The organism is Streptomyces sp. NPDC127177 (genome assembly GCF_042672475.1).
GTDB lineage: Bacteria > Actinomycetota > Actinomycetes > Streptomycetales > Streptomycetaceae > Streptomyces.
Window position 1 is genome coordinate 1 of the sequence record NZ_JBHXUW010000101.1, and the last position, 15,407, is coordinate 15,407.

Below are 15,407 nucleotides of genomic sequence, written 5' to 3' on the forward strand. Positions count from 1 at the left end.
GGCCCCCGCTGCAAGCAGCGGGGGCCTTCGACGTATTGCCCGGTGAGAGCAATGGCGGAGGATACGAGATTCGAACTCGTGAGGGGTTGCCCCCACACGCTTTCCAAATGTTCGCCTGGGGGTTCGGCGGGGGTCGTGGGGGTTCTGACCTGGTACGGAGCTGGTGATGGCGGCACCCGCGAACGGCGTCGGACGGGGGCGAACGAGACCAAAACTGAGACCATCTGAGCGAGGGCCCCGTCGGTACGGTCACTCCCCCTGGAGACGGATTGCCAGCACAGTCCCGTCGGCACGGATGGACACCGCACTCCACTGTTTCGCTGTGCTGCTGCCCGGCCACTGGTCTCGGAGCTTGTGTACCTCGCGTCGGTACTCGTTTACGCGCCCGTGGTGGAGATGCATGTACAGGCTCTTCTCGAGCCCGGAGAACGCCTCCACGCGGGTGCCGTTGAGACGGTAGATGTGGTCGGTGCCGACGAAGTCGATGTCGTGGATGCGGTGCCCCGCATCTCGCAGCCTGTCGGTGTTGGCGTGGACGTCGTGCTGGAAGTGGCGTCGACCTTGCTCCTTGGTCAGGTACTGGGCGGCGGGTTTGCCACCTCCAGTGAAGGCCGTCAGCGTGGCTGCCTCCGTCCGTGCCAGGACGATGCTTAACCAGTTGAACGACTCAGGCAGTACCTGGAACCCGGGGATAGTCATCCGTTCCCGTTCCCGTTCCCGTTCCCGTGCCGCGTGCCGCACGACGTCGGCCACACGGTTCTCCTGGCCCAGGGTGAGGTCCAGGTCGGCTTCTGATGTCTCTCCGGACGGGCTGAGGACGGTCGTGCCGGGCGCCTCCAGAATGTGCAGAGCGAGGCTCTCCTTCTTGGGGATCTCTGTCCCGATGAGCAGGTACGGGACGGTGCCGTAGGGCCCGATGTGCACGGAATCCACATGAGCACTGGCCGTGCTGAGCTGCTTGTGCACCTGCTGAACGCTGCTGTGGGTGCCCTTGGAGGAGACGAGGAGGACCTTGGACGGCTGTCCTGGTTGCCAGGCTTCGACGAAGAAGTGGGGCCGTCGCTGGAGTGGCTCCGGGCGGGCGCCCGTTCCGGAGGTGCTGCGGAGGGTCCAGCCGGCTTTCAGAGCGACGTCGGCCGGAATCACGGAGACCGAGTGGTCTGGGTACCGGGACCTGATCAGCCTCTCGGCCAGCAGAGAGGCGAAGCCGGTGCCGATCTCCCCGGACTGGGTGGCCTTGTAGAAGCGCAGGAGGTCGCGCCCCTCGGACGACAGCTGCAGGTAATCGCCTTGGCTGCCCTCCAGGGCCTGGATGTAGCGCAGACTCCCCCAGTGCTCGGCCAGTCCTCGTCCCGCGCCCTGTCGGGCCGCAGCAGCGCCGAGGCCGATGGCGTGAATGATCTGCCAGGGTGTGAGAGTCAGTGATCGCGGCGCGTTCCGGACAGCTCTGTAGTCGGTGCGCCGACGAAGCTTTCCCTGCCCGTTGCCAGTCCGCTTCTCGTCCTCGTCCTCCGCGGCCTCGGAGACGTGGGCGGCCAGCTCGGTGGACGAGCGGACCTGAACGTGTGAGGTGTCGCTCAGCTCGTGGAGGATCTCGGTGACGGCTTTGGATTCGTCCTTGTTCACCGGCTGCCCTTCCGTCGACGTCGTGTGGCGTGAGCCGAAGGACGGTAGGCCGCGGCAGGGGAGCACAATCAAGTGCGCACGAGGGGCGCAGGCCGATATTCGGCCAACAGCCGTCGAGGAAAACGTTCGGACGGCGCCGTGTAGGCGCCGTCCCGGGCTGACACGCGGCAGTTTGGAGTTCCGCTCTTCGACACACCGCGGCGTAGCTACGGGACACGCCGCGACCGCCCTCCTTCCGCGCGGCAACTGGCGTCACGGGACTGCCTGGGCTAACGCGACCCAGCGAGCGAGGCAGGCGTGGGCGGTCTGGACTCGCTGAGGAGAGGAGAGAACGGAAGGGGAATGTCAGACCGATCATCTACTGTCACACCCTGATCAGTCATCAACTAGCGTTCCAGGACGGGGACGTGACCGAGAGGTGCGACGTGGGTGTTCCGTACGAGGCGCGGCTGCGCGACATGCTGGCTGACCGCTTGTCTCTCCTAGAGCCGAGCCTTCAGCTGATCGATACGGAATACCCGCTCCCCAATGCTCAGGGAACGCGCGGGCGGATAGACATCCTGGCCCGAGATGGCCACGGATCTTGGGTCGTGATCGAACTGAAGCGATCCGACTCGACCTCGGGTCGAGCCCTTCATGAGGTCACGAAGTATGCCGAGCTGTTGCAGCGAGAGATGGGGCTCCGCAAGGACCGCATTCGCGCGATGATTGTCTCCACCACGTGGCGCGAACTTCGCGTACCGGTCAGCAACATGGCGCGTGACTGGGCACACGATCTGCGTGGGTACCAACTCACATTGGACGACGACGGTGTTCCGGTGTGTGCAGACCGGGTGGAGTTCCTCGAAGCGGCGATCCCCCCACAAGTAACCCCGCATCACTTCATCTACCTATACAACTCCCCGGAGGATAGAGAGCGGGGCTGGCGCGAGGTTCTGGCCACAGCCGCAGAGGCAGGAGCTGATGATCTTCTGGCAGCGGACTTCCAGCGCATCTCACAGAGAGACAGCGTGGTCGCACCGTACGGCCTGTACTTCGCGATCGGGCGTCTGGATCCGGACCGAGCACCAGCATGGCTCGACGATGGTGAGGCGGATTCGCCCGAGGAAACCGGGGGGTACCCCATGGAGTATGCGGCTCTCTGCCACATCACCAGCACCGTCTTCGCAGCCGGCTATGACACAGCCCGCCCGGGCTTGCTCCGGAAGCTGGCAGAGGACCCGCACTGGGAGATCGAGTGCTATCGGACGGCAGGTGAATTCGCCAAGCGCACTTCGCTGGACGAGAGGGATCTCCTCCGGGACCTGAACGGTGACGACGAGGGTATCGGCCAGGTCCTCTACACGGGATCCGCGCGAACCACGGACCGTGGAAGATGGCCTGCTTTCCGGGAGGAGAGCAGGGCGTGCACGGCGAGGAACCCTGATTGGGCGAGGCTCGTGGGGCGGTGGTTGGACGACGTTTCGGCCGATGGCGTGGAGCGCGATGTCATGCTTCATGTGTACAACCCGTGCGATCTGATCCGATCGTTGGTGCACGGGTGGCCCGACAAGCTCTCAGCGCTCGTTCCGATGACCTTTGGGACGGCATTGGCTACCCAGGACGGCGACCACCGCGCGATCCGTGGCTCCCTCTACTGGGACGGTGTTGCCTGCCCTGACATGACCGACCGGGTGCGTCTGGTCTATCGCGATGCCATGCACTGGCAGGTTCACCACCTCATGGATGAGTCCTGGGTCACCGATCTTGATCTCCTGAGTCTGCTCGGACTTCGCTACGTACTCATCGAGCAGATCGGAGGAAACCCGCTCCTTGCGTCAGAGGCGAGTGAACTTCGACTCCACTTCGTGCAGGACGAGGTCCTCCGTACTCTGCCGATTCCCTGTGAGGGAGCACAGCTCCGCGACGCGGGTTGGAACGGCGCCTACTCGCTCGATACGTTTCTGGAGACGTACGAGGATCAGATCGACACATTGGTTGAGACCTATCAGACCGGGTTTCATTTCGGGGCCTGAGGCTCCTCGGCGATCGGGACAGCCTGACAGTCGGCGTGATCACGGAAATTCGCAGGCAAGGGCGAATCTCTTGGGGGTGCCCAAGGCCGGGCAGTTATCGCTTTTACAGGACACGCAAGGGGTTCTTCGTCTACCGGACGGCCGCGTAGCGGACATGGCGGACTCTGTTGATCTTGCACTTCTCGGTCCAGCGGGCGAGTTGTCGGTAGGTGGCGACCAGCGTTACGTCGCCGATCTGAAAATCACCGCGGTCAAACGCTCCGGCATCTGCCTCCGCAGGCTTCTTGGAGAGCAATCTCCAGTCCTGAACGATGAGCCGGGCCTTGAATAGGACCTCGGTGGCTGCCTGAAGGTGGAGGACTGCGTACTTGAGATCCCGCGCCGTCGGTGAACTGTCGAGGTGCTCAACGGCGCTGATCAAGTAGTCCATCCATTTTCGATGGGAGGGAAGTGGACGTTCTGGCCTGCCGACATCAAGCACCTCTCACTCTTTGAAGACCCGCGAGCCTGCGATTCTGCCGAAACTCCAGCGCGGAGCAGGCTGTTTTCGCGTCTGACATGGGCTTCACCAACAACCAGAGCCTTCGCCAACTAGCCGCATCTGCAAACCAGGTGGCTAGTGATTATACGGAAAGGTTGGCCTTGACGGCGCGTTCACCAGGAGACTTGACAACTCCAGGGAAGGGCAAGACAGTTGGTCGCTGTCACGTGACTGTTGGTCACGTGACAGCGTGCAACCGCTCCGGCTACACCGGAATCGCACACGCCAGACCTGTGAGCTGCGTGTGACGAGCAACTGGCACTTCACCACGTGACACCCGTCCGTGAGACCAGAGGCTCCCCTGATCCCGACGAATGCTGGTCGGCACTGATCCAGGCCGGAGCCATGAGCCGGACCTGGGACGTGACGGAGCACGCCGCCCTTGGGAGGCGCGCAGCGATCACCGTTCGACACAGTGTCGACGGTGGAGGGGCTTTCGCCCAGCTGCGCGTTCATCCGACGAGGACGTCTCTGCATGCAAAACGACTTGACCGCGGACTTCGACGCCGATGGGTCAGCCATCCCGCCGTTGACACGCCGACCCGATGAGCCGACAGCCCCAGAACCCGCCGCAAAGCTGCGTGCCCCGTGGAAGGCCCTAGCTGCCAACCCGCTGTCCAAATACGCAGTGGACGACGAGGCCAAGAACATCATCACCTTCGGGGCAGCGAACCCTTCCCACCTCAAAGCGATCGCCAGCGTCAACGAGGACGACGTCAACCTGCTGATCAGCAAACCGGTCGTCGGAGGGTTCCTCCACCTGCTTGCACCGCATCGCCGTTACCCCGACCTCATGGTGCTGCCCGACTTCATTAATGGGCGCTGGGGAGACGCGATCCTCACAGCTATGGACCCCAAAGCGGACAGCCTGCCGCCGGCCTACAGCACGCTCCTTGGTGACGACGGCACGGGGACGCAACGTCCTCTGGCGATCCTCACCATTTGCATGCGCGATCGCCGGGCTCTGGGTGAAGCCGTCCGAGAAAGCATGATCAACACTTACAAGGCGGACTCCGACAAGCGCAACGTTTACACCGAGAGCATCCTCCAAGAGGGTGTCAAGGAGCCCTTGACCCTGTTCCTGGTACGGGTGCTGTTCGATGACGACACGCACGAGACTTATCTGGTAGCCGGCGACGGCAACAGCCGGTTGATCAGCTTGTGGCTCGCACGGACCGGCGGGGACATCTACGAGGCGTCCCATGCCTGTGTAGCAGCCACCATCGGTTCGCTCGACCGCAGGCGTCCACGCAGCGCGGCGGACCTGCGGCGCGCTCGGAACGCGGTGACCGCTATGGCCGTGCGTGTCAGTGCTGGCCTCAAGGAAGAACCGCTTACCGAGGCAACCCGTCGCGAGGGCCACACCCTCACCTTCCCAGCCATGATCGTGGTCAGCGCCGTGGACGATCACGGAGACCCCATGGCCGACCTCGTAGTCGGCCGCGATGACCTTCTGAGTAACCTTCACACCCGGGTAACGCCCTGGTCCTCCACCGCGCAGAACTCGCAAGGCATGGGACGGGTCTACCGCAACGCCGGCACGGCCGACTTGGTCAACGACAGCGAGTACAAAGTCCTCAACGGCACCGCCCGGGTCGAGGACCTCCAGAACCTTCTCGGTCTCCCCTCGCACCGGCTGTGGGCATCCGCAGTGCACCAGCAAGTTCTCCTGTCCGGAACCCGAGCGGTGAAGATGAAGGAGCTGCTGCGCCAGGAATTCGGGTTCCGTCGCGCTGACCGGCAACTGATCGGCAAGCACACGGGTGCGCTGATTCTCTCCCCGTACCGCAGTGACGGCATCGACCAGCCGCTGCGCGCCTTCGACAACGGCGGGACCATTACCGACACGGTGTGGATGCGCACCTGGAAACTCACGAAGGGGTGGGACCCGGTCGAGGTCCTCGACAAGGTGCTCGCCAACGCCGTGGCTGGTGACGAGGCCGCCATTGCCGAACTGACTGTCCTCGGGGGCACCGCCGCCATCCTGGGTGGGCTGATCACCCGTGACCGCGGCTCCAAGCTCGGGGTGAAGGCCGAGCCGCTCAAGGCGCCTTACCGGGCCACCCCTACCCGGCTCCTCAAGCTCCTCGCCGAAACCCTTGGCGGCCGTAAAATGCTGCATTCGATCGCCTGTGCCCACGTCACGGGCAATCGGGCGGTCAAGGCGTTCCACACAGTCCCAGGCGAGGTCGATGGCCGAATGGTGGCCGACGGTGATCCGGTCATCGACAAGGCCCGCGCCCAGGTGTCGATCCGGTACGAATGGGACCTGGTCTGGTACGCCGACCCCGAGCTGGCCGAGAACACCATCATCACGACACGGAAGGAGTTGGCTGCGGCGGGCGAGCAGGAAGGTGAACTCACTCTCCCCCTGCACGTTCAGGAGCAGGGGAACCTCGACTCTGCGTTGACTTCCGCAACCAGGGCGGCCCACGTGCTTGCGGAGCTCTCCCAGTCGGACCAGCTGGGACCGTCGGTGTTCGGTTCCTGGGATGCGGTCGTCAAGTGGAAAGAGCGTCTGAGCGGGGTCGGGGAGTTGCTCAGCTACGGTCCCAAGCCGCCGCTGAAACCGCTCACCGACGCCGTGACCGCACTGCTGAACCGTGGCCACGCGGACGCTGAGGACGACTGAGGTCGGAAGGCGGCGTTGCCTCCAACCGCAACCAAAACTGCAACCACGGAACGATGAAGGCCCCGACCGGAAACCGGTTGGGGCCTTCATCTGCCCTGCTGGGCCACTGCGGAGGATACGAGATTCGAACTCGTGAGGGGTTGCCCCCAACACGCTTTCCAAATGTTCGCCTTGTCCGGCGCGGGCCACTCCCGTTCTGGCCTGCGGCGGAGCGTTCTGTCCGGCCCTGCCCGGACGGGGCTGGATGGGGGTGAATGAGACCAGAACTGAGACCCATCGCTCGCGCTCATTGACTGGCGGCACGGTGTCCGACACAGTTGATCGCTTTGCGGTCTCCGTCGGGCAGAGAGCCGAGGGCGCACCCGCCCAAGCCAAATCACAATCGCCGGGCTACGCGCAGCGCCCTTGCTGCGAGTGACTTCACAGCCGAACTACTCAAGGATGCTGTCGGAACTCGACTGGGGAGCTTGGAGGATGCGCCTTACCCGGCTTGCCGCGCCCCGGACTGGGAGGCATAGCCGGGTACTGCTGGACCGAGCGGAGGTGATGAGCCCCTCTGCGGTGAGACGCTGCAATGCATCCGGAACTAGCTCTCTGTGTTTGGTATCCAGTCCGCGGAAGAGTGCAGACTCCTTCCGCCCCGTGCCTCGCTGGGCGTAGACCTTCTTCAGTATCGTAAGCATTACCTTGTTCATCGGTGTTGTCTTCAGGGCGAGGATCCCCTTAGCCGTCGACATCTGTGCGTCGAACTGAGCCACCTCGCATTCGACGAACCGGCCATCCTGTAGTGCTGACCAACTAGCAACCCCAACCATTTGCCCGATGAGGCAGTTCTGGAAGTGTGGGAGCGCGTAACCGTCGTGGTCTGTAAGGTCGAGTTCCTGGATCACGCAATCGTGGAAACTCAGCCAGTCGTAGCCTTTGGCGTCGGCGGACAGCGAAAAGCTCCGAAACTCCACCTCGTGGACAGAGATCGGTGTGCGAGATTCTTCCTCTGGCCATAGGCGCGCGGAGACGCGGATGATGTCCGCGATGACGGCGTCTGAGACGCCCCGGCGCTGGAAAGCATTCGCAGACGAGTAAGCGCGCCCTGAACTCGCGGCGCTTTCTTCCTCCAGCCGTACGGCGGCGACATCAACGCCGACTTCGTCCAGACAAGCGATGCTACCTGTCATCTCCAACAGCGGACTATCTGTGTTTGGTTCGAGGATGCAGGCCACGACGTCCCCAGCGCGGGCGGCATCGACGAGGGAGACGTCGACGAAGCGCCGTGAGCCGTCAACGCTATCCATAGCCCCGAGCCCTGGGAGCCGTTGTAGAAGTTGGTACGAGCCCTCGTCAGGGGCATAGCCGCACACCGAATGAAAGACGGACGTTAGTTCTTCCTGGGAGATGGGACCAAGCCCATCTGCTGAGCGCCGAGCCTGGGTAGCGAGTCGTTCCAAAACTTTTCGGATAGTGAACCCGTCCACCCCCATTTCCATGTCGGCCTCACGCTCGGAAATGCGGTCCAGCATCATGTGCCAACCTTCGCCGGCTGAGCGGCCGAACGTCCCTTCAATTGAATTCTGGAGTGCACTCGACGAGCCCAGATAGCTCAGCAGGAGAGGGCGTGAGGGAAGCCAGTCTGGGAGGGAATCGCGCCAGCCATAGGCGTCCAGAATCTCTCTTGCTTGCTCCTCTGATGGCTCGCCCGCCATGAGTGAGAGGGCGTCGTCGCGGGCGCCAAGCGCGTTGCGCATCTCGCGCTCACTGTCGAAAAAATGTGCACGGCCTGCGAGGACGACGGAGGTTGAGGCGGGTGTATCGCGGCAAAAGCGGCGTACGAGTTCAACGGAGCGGCGACGGATGTCGCGCATTGCGGACGTCTTGCCGATCCAACCGGGCGTCGCGATCTCGTCGAAGCCGTCCAGGATAAGTGTCACATCACCCGCACGCCACGCTCGGACCAGTTGTGCGGGTGCCGGAAAGCCGATTTCGCGAGCGTGCCGCTCTAGAGCTTCCACTGGGTAGACCTGGCCCTGGTGGTCACGCAGGTTGAGCAGGATAGGGAATGGGCCGAACGTGTTCTTGCGGTGGGCCTTCGCGAGACGCCGGTGCAGCTCGCGCAGGAGCATGCTCTTACCCGCCCCGTAATCGCCGTACAAGAGAACGGATTTGCCGTGCTTGACCTCTTCGGTCACGCGAGCAACCGAGAAAGGCTCCCCAGTACCGCTTTCCACCGGATCAACGGCCACGTACGGTTTGAGGTCTTCGTGGTTGCCGCTACTCGGCTCGCGCGCACTGCCGAAGGGGTACGAGCTGCGCAACTCAAGGTACTTCAGGGAGTCGACGAGCTGTCCGCGCAGCTGGGAGAAGCTGCAGGCGACGAGAGGCGGGCCGAAGCCCTTGATGACCGCGCGTTGGACGGCGGTGGGTTCATCCCGAGTGACGAAGAAGCCCTTGACGGCCTTGAACGGGTGTTCTCGGGCTTTGGCTAGGCATGCCTCGTGGAGCTTCCTGCCGTCCTTCTCTGCCTTGTCCTTGCGTCCCGAAACCGTGCATTCGACGATCGTGACTGAGTCCGGTCCGACGAAGACACCGTCACGTTCAGCAGTGCCGATGTAGGTCGAACCCTGAAACTCGTTCTCTGGCGCGAAGAGCGCCCGAGATATCCGCAGGACCTCGGCCTCGAATTCTGATTCATCCTGCTGCTTCTCGCTCGATGGCACGAGGACCCCCTTCGGACCGTGACTGACGTCACATCATATGGCTAGAACGGGGGTTGATAGGAGCTCTTCTGGTGCAGAGTTGGGCAATGCGTGGTCGCGAGCGGCGTGGGTAGCGTTTGTAGGAGACCGAGACAGGAGCCTCCCGCCTGGTGGACGCTCCAGCAGCATGATTCCGAGGGCGGCGCGTTCCTGCCGATGCGAGTTAGCTCCCGTGTCACGCCTCTGGATAGGACGTTGTGATCGATCCGGCTGAGACTGAGACGGATCGTGCCTGGGCACGTACTGAGCATGAACGCATCGATGGTGAAATGGGCGGGCTGGGTAGCCGAGGTGGAGTTGCGTGAGCCACTTCCCCGTCGATGGGCTCACTCGCAAGGCGTCGCGCGGCGCGCAGTCGAATTGGCAGAGGTCGTCGGAGATGCGGCGGACCTGCTAGTTGCTGCTGCGGTGTTGCATGACGTGGGTTACGCGCCGCGGATGGCCGCGACCGGCTTCCACCCGCTGGATGGTGCTCGGTTTCTGCGTGACATCCCTGCTGCGGGCGAACGGCTGGTCCGGTTGGTGGCGAATCATTCGATGGCGTTGCTGGAGGCTGAGGAGCGCGGGCTGCGGGACGTGCTGGAGGATGAGTTTCCGCTGCTGGACGACCAACTGCTGGTGGACGCGCTCACCTACTGCGACATGACGACCACACCCGATGGCGAGGTCACCTTTGCCGAGGCCCGGCTGGCGGAGATCGCCGTTCGCTATGGCGCGGACAGCCTGGTGGGGCGGTTCATCCGTCGCGCATCGCCGGACATCCTCGCGGCCGTGAGTCGGGTGGAGGCGGCTTTGGCGGCTCAGCCCAGGTAGGGGTACGTGCCGGCAAGGTAGTCGCCGATCTGCTGGCGCATGCTGGGGTGGATGTCGAACTGGTCCAGGTCGCTCGGCTGGACGTAGCGGACGCCGTCGGCTTCGTCGTTGATCGTGGGTTCGCCGCCTACGGGCCGGCCGATGTAGGTGTTCTCGTACTGCTGGCGGATCTCGCCGTCGGTGTAGGCCACGATGTGGTTCGGGTTCGTGTAGACCCCCAGGAACCCCGTGACCTCGGCGATGATCCCGGTCTCTTCCAGGCATTCGCGCACGGCGCACTCGGCGGCCGTCTCGCCGATGTCCTGGGCTCCCCCAGGCAGGGCCCACTGGCCGGTGTCCCGGCGACGTTGGAGGAGTATGGCGCCGTTGTCGTCGATGACGAGCAGGTTGTTGGCGGGGATGAGCGTGTTCGCCTTGGGGGCCTTGGGGTCGTTGTAGTACTCAGTCCTGCCCACGTGGCGAGGGCTCCTCCTGGTCTGGTGTCCAGGGCCGTGCGGTGGCCCAGACAGCTTCGAAACTCTGAGCGTAGTTGTCGAACCAGCCCGCCGTGTCTGCTCTGCGGAGATGGAGGAGAGGGTTGGCGCTGGCCGGCTGGCCCCAGACGTGCGGGTTGATCAGAAGGTCATCGTCGTACCGGAACATGGAGGTGTAGAGCGTGGTGTCGTGCAGCCTCACCTCGCATCCGGTCTCGGACAACAAGGGCCGGTAGTAGGTCAGGGAGGCACGGATCTTGGCGGCGAGTGTGTCGCCGATTCCCTCTTCGTGGCCCCGGATTGCTGCCGCCTGGCCCTTCGAGTCGCCGAAGCAGAGCCGCACTCGCACCCCGCTCGACGCGCGCTCGGCGAGCATCTTGGCGACGTGGGGGGTTGGACTGGGCGAAGAAGGTGCCGGAGAAAACGAGGACGCTGATCTGTTCCTGGGCGCTGTTGAGCAGCGACAGCCACGTGTCGCGCGGGACGCTCGCCCGGTTCTGGTAGGTCCCGATCAGCTCCTGTCCTGAACCAGTGAGCTGCTGCTGCTGCTGCGTGCTCGGCGCCGGTGCGGGCCAGAGGAACAGTTCCTCCACCCGTAAGTGCTTGGCCACGCGGAAGCGGTGGCGAGGATGGGGAACGCGTCCGCCGAGCCACCGGCCAACGGTCTTGGGGTCCACCTCGCAGACTTCGGCGAGTGATTCGGGTGGGATGCCGCGCTGGGCGAGCACGGAGTGCAATCGCTCGTTCACAGACGCCATACAAGCCGAGACCGGTCAGGAGCGGCAAGGACGTTTCGGGACGTTCCATGGAAGGAGGGGGGCATGGCTGCTGTATTTACGCTGGATGCATGGAGCTCATCGTCCTGTGGGACATCGACCACACCCTCATCGAGAACGCCGGGGTCAGCAAGGAGATCTACGCCGCCGCCTTCACGGCCCTGGCGGGAAGGGCGCCCGCAGGGCCCGCGCGGACGGAAGGGCGTACGGACCGGCTGATCATGCGCGACATGTTCGAGCGGAACGGCTTGGCCGAGCCGGACTGGGCAGCGGTCGAGGGGGCGCTGTCCGACGCAGGGGAGGCGCGTCTCCAGGACCTCAGTCGTCGGGGAACAGCCCTGCCGGGCGTGCGGGAAGTCCTGAAGGAGGTCTCCATACGGAGCAGTTGGGTGTCGTCGGTACTCACCGGCAATATCGCGGACAACGCCCGCGTGAAGGTCGCGGCCTTCGGCCTTGATCCCCTCCTCGACCTGCCGGTCGGTGCCTACGGGGCCGATGCCCTCCAGCGCCCCGACCTGGTCGCTGTCGCCCGGGAGCGGGCCCAGCGACTGCGGGGCGCCCAGGATGGCGTGCCCGTCGTGCTCGTCGGAGACACCCCAAGGGACGTGGAAGCCGCACTCTCCACGGGCTCCGAGATCATCGCGGTCGCCTCCGGCGTCCACAGGGCCCAGGAGCTGGCAGACGCCGGCGCCCATACGGTCCTGCCCGATCTCACGGACACCGGCCGTGTACTCGGGATCCTGGAGGGACTCTCCGCACGCTGAAAACGTCCCAGGACGTCCTTACAGCGTCCCGATACGCGGTGACGAGGTCCGTACCTGTCCCGCCAATATCAGGTCTCCCACCAGGCAAGCACCTCGAAGGAGACCCTCGTGATCAGCGAAGTCACCGGGATCCGCAGGATCCGGATGCTGTACCTGCAGTTGCTCTACCGCTGCAACTTCGAATGCCTGCACTGCTTCCACGGCAAACGGCTTCAGCACGCCGACGCCTTCACCACGGACGAGGCGGTCAACCTCCTTACGCTGATGCGCGACGAGTACGGCACCGAGGCTGTCACCCTGCTGGGCGGCGAGCCGTTCGTCTACCGAGACCTCGCCCAGGTCGTCCGGTACGCCAAGCGGGACCTGGGCATGCAGGTCGAGATCTGCACCAACGGCTACCGCATCGAGCGCCGGTTGACCGAGATCGCCCCCGACCTGGACCTGCTCCGGGTGTCGCTGGAGGGCATCGGTACGACCAACGACAAGATCCGGAAGTTCGGAAGTTACCGCAGTGCCCTGAGCGCACTCGAAATCGCCCAGCAGCTCGGCGTCCGCGCCGGCGCGACCATGACGGTCACCTCACGCAACATCGACGAGGTTCTGCCGCTCGCCCGCACATTGCAGCACTACGGGGTGGAGCAGCTGAAACTCCACTGCCTCCGGCCGGTCGGCAACGCAGCGGACCACCCCGAGCTCCTCGTCAACGACGCCACGGCCTACACCCGTCTGCGGGAGCGCCTGGCCTCGGCCGAGCTGGGCATCGAGGTGATCCTCGACGAGGACCTGTCCGAGCTCGGTGCGCCGGACGCCTGCCTCCCCGCCGGGGGCACCGTGGAGATCGAGCGGATCGAGGCCGACCCGCGCGGCGCGCTCACCATGTCCTGCAAGGCCGTCGGCAAGGACTCGCACGCCTTCTGGTACGACAAGCTCGCCGACCACATCGACCACCGGCCCTCCGCCACCGACGAACTCACCCTCGCGGTGCCGGACGTGGTGTACGGACGTGTCTGACCCGGCGTCCTTCGAGAGCGTCGAAGGGCTACGCGGCACCGGCAAGTCGACGCTCGCCCCCCTGCTCGCGGCCGCCCGTGGCGCAGTACTGGTCCCGACCGTGCCACCCAACTACCAGGCAATGCGGCAGGAGGTCGACCGGCTGGGCAACGCCGAGGCACGCATGTGCTTCTACCTCTCGGCCCTGTTCACCGCCACCGATCAGATCCAGCGGTACCTGTCCGCCGGTATCCCGGTCGTCGTCGAGAGCTACTTCGCACGGTGCCTGGCCAACCACAGCGCTTTCGGGGCCGACCTCTCGGTGTCCCTGCCGCCAGGCATCCCGCGTCCCGTCACCTACTACCTCGTCTGCGCGGAGGACGAGCGCCAGCGCCGACTCGCCAGGCGCGACAAGCCTGTCTCGCGTTGGGACGCCCTCGCCGAGATCACCGCAGACAAGATCACCGACGCCTACGCCTCGTTCCCGATGCACCGCGTGAACACCACCGGTCTCACCCCTGACGAGGCACTCCGAGCCGTCCTGAGCAGCACCCACCCGCAAGGAGAGCAAGCCAGTGCAGACCCCCAGCATGTGGCGGCACACCCTCACCTTCTTCCCTCAGTTCCTCGCCGCGCTGAAGGAGCGTACGGAGCCTGACTCCACCGTGACGGTCATCGGGGCGAGCGACGGCAGACTCGTCGTGCCATTGGCCGCGGCCGGCTACCGCGTAATCGCCATCGAGCGCGACCCGCTCGCCCTCCACGGTGGCGAGGCCCAACTTCCGGGTGGCAGAACCGGTCACGCGATGGGCATGATCGAGCGCCTGAAACAGGAAGGGCTTCACGACCGTGTCCGAATCGTGGAGGAGGACTTCCTCGTCTCCGAGCCCGATGCTGCCCTCTGTGACGCTGTCTGGACGAGCTGCTCGTGGCATTACAGTGCCAACCACCACCGGCCGTTGGGCGAGTTCGTCGACCGCATGCAGCACCTGGTCCGGCCCGGCGGTCTGTTCGGCGCGGAGTTCATGATGCCCCTCACACAACGCCACCACGTGCTGGAGCACTACACATCCCCCGAGAAGCTCCGGCGTTACTTCATCGGCGACTGGGACGTCCTGCTCACCCTGCGGACCAACGAGTTCACCGAGCAGGCGCACGTCGGACAGCTGCAGGACCACAACCACCGCATGGGCCTCCTCCTCGCCGCCCGTGCGTTCGCCCCCTCCTAGAGCTACGGGAAGAAGGACCTATGAAGCACGAGTACGAGGCCAAGTTCCTCGACATCGACGTCGTCGGCCTCCAGGCCAAACTGACGGCGCTCGGAGCCGTCCAGGCTTTTCCGCGCACCCTCCTCACCCGGAAGATCTTCGAGAACGACGCCCTGGAAGGCGGTGCCTGGGTCCGCCTGAGGGACGAGGCCACCCGCTCCACTCTCACACTGAAGCAGGTCACCGACTCCACGACGATCGACGGCACCACCGAGATCGAGACCGAGGTGTCCGACCTGCACGCCATGGCCGAGATCCTCCGCAACGTCGGCCTGCGCGAGGTGCGCTACCAGGAGAACTACCGCGAGGAGTGGCGCCTGGGCGAAGTCGCCTTCGACTTCGACACCTGGCCGGACCTCCCCACCTTCGTCGAGATCGAAGGACCCGACGAGGCGTCCGTCCGACAGGCTGCCGATCTGCTCGACCTCGACTACGCACTAGCCCGGTTCGGCAGCGTCGACGAGATCTACAAGAGCGAGGCGGGCAGGGACATCCTCGCCGAACCCACCCTCCTCTTCGCCGATGCCGACAAGCAGGAGTCGGCGAAGGCAGCTGCCCCGAGCGAGTGATCGTGAGTGTCGGTTCCGCGCTCGGGGTCCCGGTGCAGGAGGACGTCATTCCCTGTGGTGATGGCGGTCGGTGAGCGCCGGCGACTGCTGGAGACAACTTCAACCGCCAACGTCGAAGGCCCCCGCTGCAAGCAACGGGGGCCTTCGACGTATTGCCCGGTGAGAGCAATGGCGGAGGATACGAGATTCG

Annotated in this window: 12 protein-coding genes and 1 pseudogene; 8 read left to right on the top strand and 5 right to left on the bottom strand. The window is 64.7% G+C overall.

What is annotated here, in order from left to right; translation table 11 throughout:
- Positions 1 to 249: 249 nt before the first annotated feature.
- Complete coding sequence (locus tag ACFVJX_RS34990; RefSeq protein WP_384127842.1) at positions 250 to 1,626, bottom strand: hypothetical protein; 1,377 nt, start codon at positions 1,624 to 1,626, stop codon at positions 250 to 252.
- Positions 1,627 to 2,051: 425 nt separating this feature from the next.
- Between ACFVJX_RS34990 and ACFVJX_RS34995 the strand changes: the two genes are divergently transcribed.
- Positions 2,052 to 3,641 carry an endonuclease NucS domain-containing protein gene (locus ACFVJX_RS34995; RefSeq protein WP_384127961.1) on the top strand — a complete coding sequence of 530 codons (1,590 nt, stop codon included), beginning with the start codon at positions 2,052 to 2,054 and terminating at the stop codon, positions 3,639 to 3,641.
- A gap of 130 nt (positions 3,642 to 3,771) precedes the next feature.
- Here the strand turns inward: ACFVJX_RS34995 and ACFVJX_RS35000 are convergent, their stop codons facing one another.
- The gene (locus ACFVJX_RS35000) at positions 3,772 to 4,071 is read right to left on the bottom strand and encodes a hypothetical protein (protein WP_384127844.1); all 300 of its coding nucleotides are present in this window, start codon (positions 4,069 to 4,071) and stop codon (positions 3,772 to 3,774) included.
- 586 nt (positions 4,072 to 4,657) lie between these two features.
- Here ACFVJX_RS35000 and ACFVJX_RS35005 point away from each other — a divergent pair.
- On the top strand, positions 4,658 to 6,814 hold the full coding sequence (locus ACFVJX_RS35005) for a hypothetical protein (protein ID WP_384127846.1): 2,157 nt from the start codon (positions 4,658 to 4,660) through the stop codon (positions 6,812 to 6,814).
- 431 nt (positions 6,815 to 7,245) lie between these two features.
- Here ACFVJX_RS35005 and ACFVJX_RS35010 read toward each other — a convergent pair whose 3' ends face one another.
- Positions 7,246 to 9,525 (bottom strand): NACHT domain-containing protein, encoded by a 2,280-nt coding sequence (locus ACFVJX_RS35010; protein ID WP_384127848.1) that lies wholly within the window; start codon positions 9,523 to 9,525, stop codon positions 7,246 to 7,248.
- Between the two features lie 288 nt (positions 9,526 to 9,813).
- Between ACFVJX_RS35010 and ACFVJX_RS35015 the strand changes: the two genes are divergently transcribed.
- Positions 9,814 to 10,377 carry an HD domain-containing protein gene (locus ACFVJX_RS35015; protein WP_384127850.1) on the top strand — a complete coding sequence of 188 codons (564 nt, stop codon included), beginning with the start codon at positions 9,814 to 9,816 and terminating at the stop codon, positions 10,375 to 10,377.
- Here ACFVJX_RS35015 and ACFVJX_RS35020 read toward each other — a convergent pair.
- Together ACFVJX_RS35020 and ACFVJX_RS35025 are read right to left on the bottom strand one after the other, a co-directional pair.
- Positions 10,365 to 10,832: an NUDIX hydrolase gene (locus ACFVJX_RS35020; protein ID WP_384127851.1), complete on the bottom strand. Its 468-nt coding sequence runs from the start codon at positions 10,830 to 10,832 to the stop codon at positions 10,365 to 10,367. The two genes, ACFVJX_RS35015 and ACFVJX_RS35020, sit on opposite strands and share 13 nt — an antisense overlap.
- Positions 10,819 to 11,599: pseudogene (locus ACFVJX_RS35025) on the bottom strand (XRE family transcriptional regulator). The gene ACFVJX_RS35020 and the pseudogene ACFVJX_RS35025 overlap by 14 nt, the downstream one beginning before the upstream one ends.
- 98 nt (positions 11,600 to 11,697) lie before the next feature.
- Here ACFVJX_RS35025 and ACFVJX_RS35030 point away from each other — a divergent pair.
- The 5 genes from ACFVJX_RS35030 to ACFVJX_RS35050 all read left to right on the top strand — a co-directional run bounded on the left by ACFVJX_RS35030 (position 11,698) and on the right by ACFVJX_RS35050 (position 15,217).
- Positions 11,698 to 12,390: an HAD family hydrolase gene (locus ACFVJX_RS35030; RefSeq protein WP_384127853.1), complete on the top strand. Its 693-nt coding sequence runs from the start codon at positions 11,698 to 11,700 to the stop codon at positions 12,388 to 12,390.
- A 108-nt stretch (positions 12,391 to 12,498) separates the two neighbouring features.
- A complete protein-coding gene (locus ACFVJX_RS35035; protein WP_384127855.1) occupies positions 12,499 to 13,401 on the top strand; it encodes a radical SAM protein in 903 nt (300 codons plus the stop codon).
- Entirely contained in the window at positions 13,394 to 14,038 is a 645-nt protein-coding gene (locus tag ACFVJX_RS35040; protein WP_384127857.1) for a hypothetical protein, read from the top strand. The genes ACFVJX_RS35035 and ACFVJX_RS35040 overlap by 8 nt, the downstream gene beginning before the upstream one ends.
- Positions 13,956 to 14,609 carry an SAM-dependent methyltransferase gene (locus ACFVJX_RS35045; RefSeq protein ID WP_384127859.1) on the top strand — a complete coding sequence of 218 codons (654 nt, stop codon included), beginning with the start codon at positions 13,956 to 13,958 and terminating at the stop codon, positions 14,607 to 14,609. Before ACFVJX_RS35040 ends, ACFVJX_RS35045 begins: the two co-directional genes overlap by 83 nt.
- 20 nt (positions 14,610 to 14,629) lie before the next feature.
- Positions 14,630 to 15,217, top strand: a complete 588-nt coding sequence (locus ACFVJX_RS35050; RefSeq protein WP_384127861.1) for a class IV adenylate cyclase — start codon at positions 14,630 to 14,632, stop codon at positions 15,215 to 15,217.
- Positions 15,218 to 15,407: the final 190 nt, after the last annotated feature.

Coding starts and splice junctions, on each gene's coding strand:
- ACFVJX_RS35000 (WP_384127844.1), bottom strand. CDS start 4,071: ATGGACTACTTGATCAGCGCCGTTGAGCACCTCGACAGTTCACCGACG.
- ACFVJX_RS35050 (WP_384127861.1), top strand. CDS start 14,630: ATGAAGCACGAGTACGAGGCCAAGTTCCTCGACATCGACGTCGTCGGC.
- ACFVJX_RS35030 (WP_384127853.1), top strand. CDS start 11,698: ATGGAGCTCATCGTCCTGTGGGACATCGACCACACCCTCATCGAGAAC.
- ACFVJX_RS35015 (WP_384127850.1), top strand. CDS start 9,814: ATGAACGCATCGATGGTGAAATGGGCGGGCTGGGTAGCCGAGGTGGAG.
- ACFVJX_RS35005 (WP_384127846.1), top strand. CDS start 4,658: ATGCAAAACGACTTGACCGCGGACTTCGACGCCGATGGGTCAGCCATC.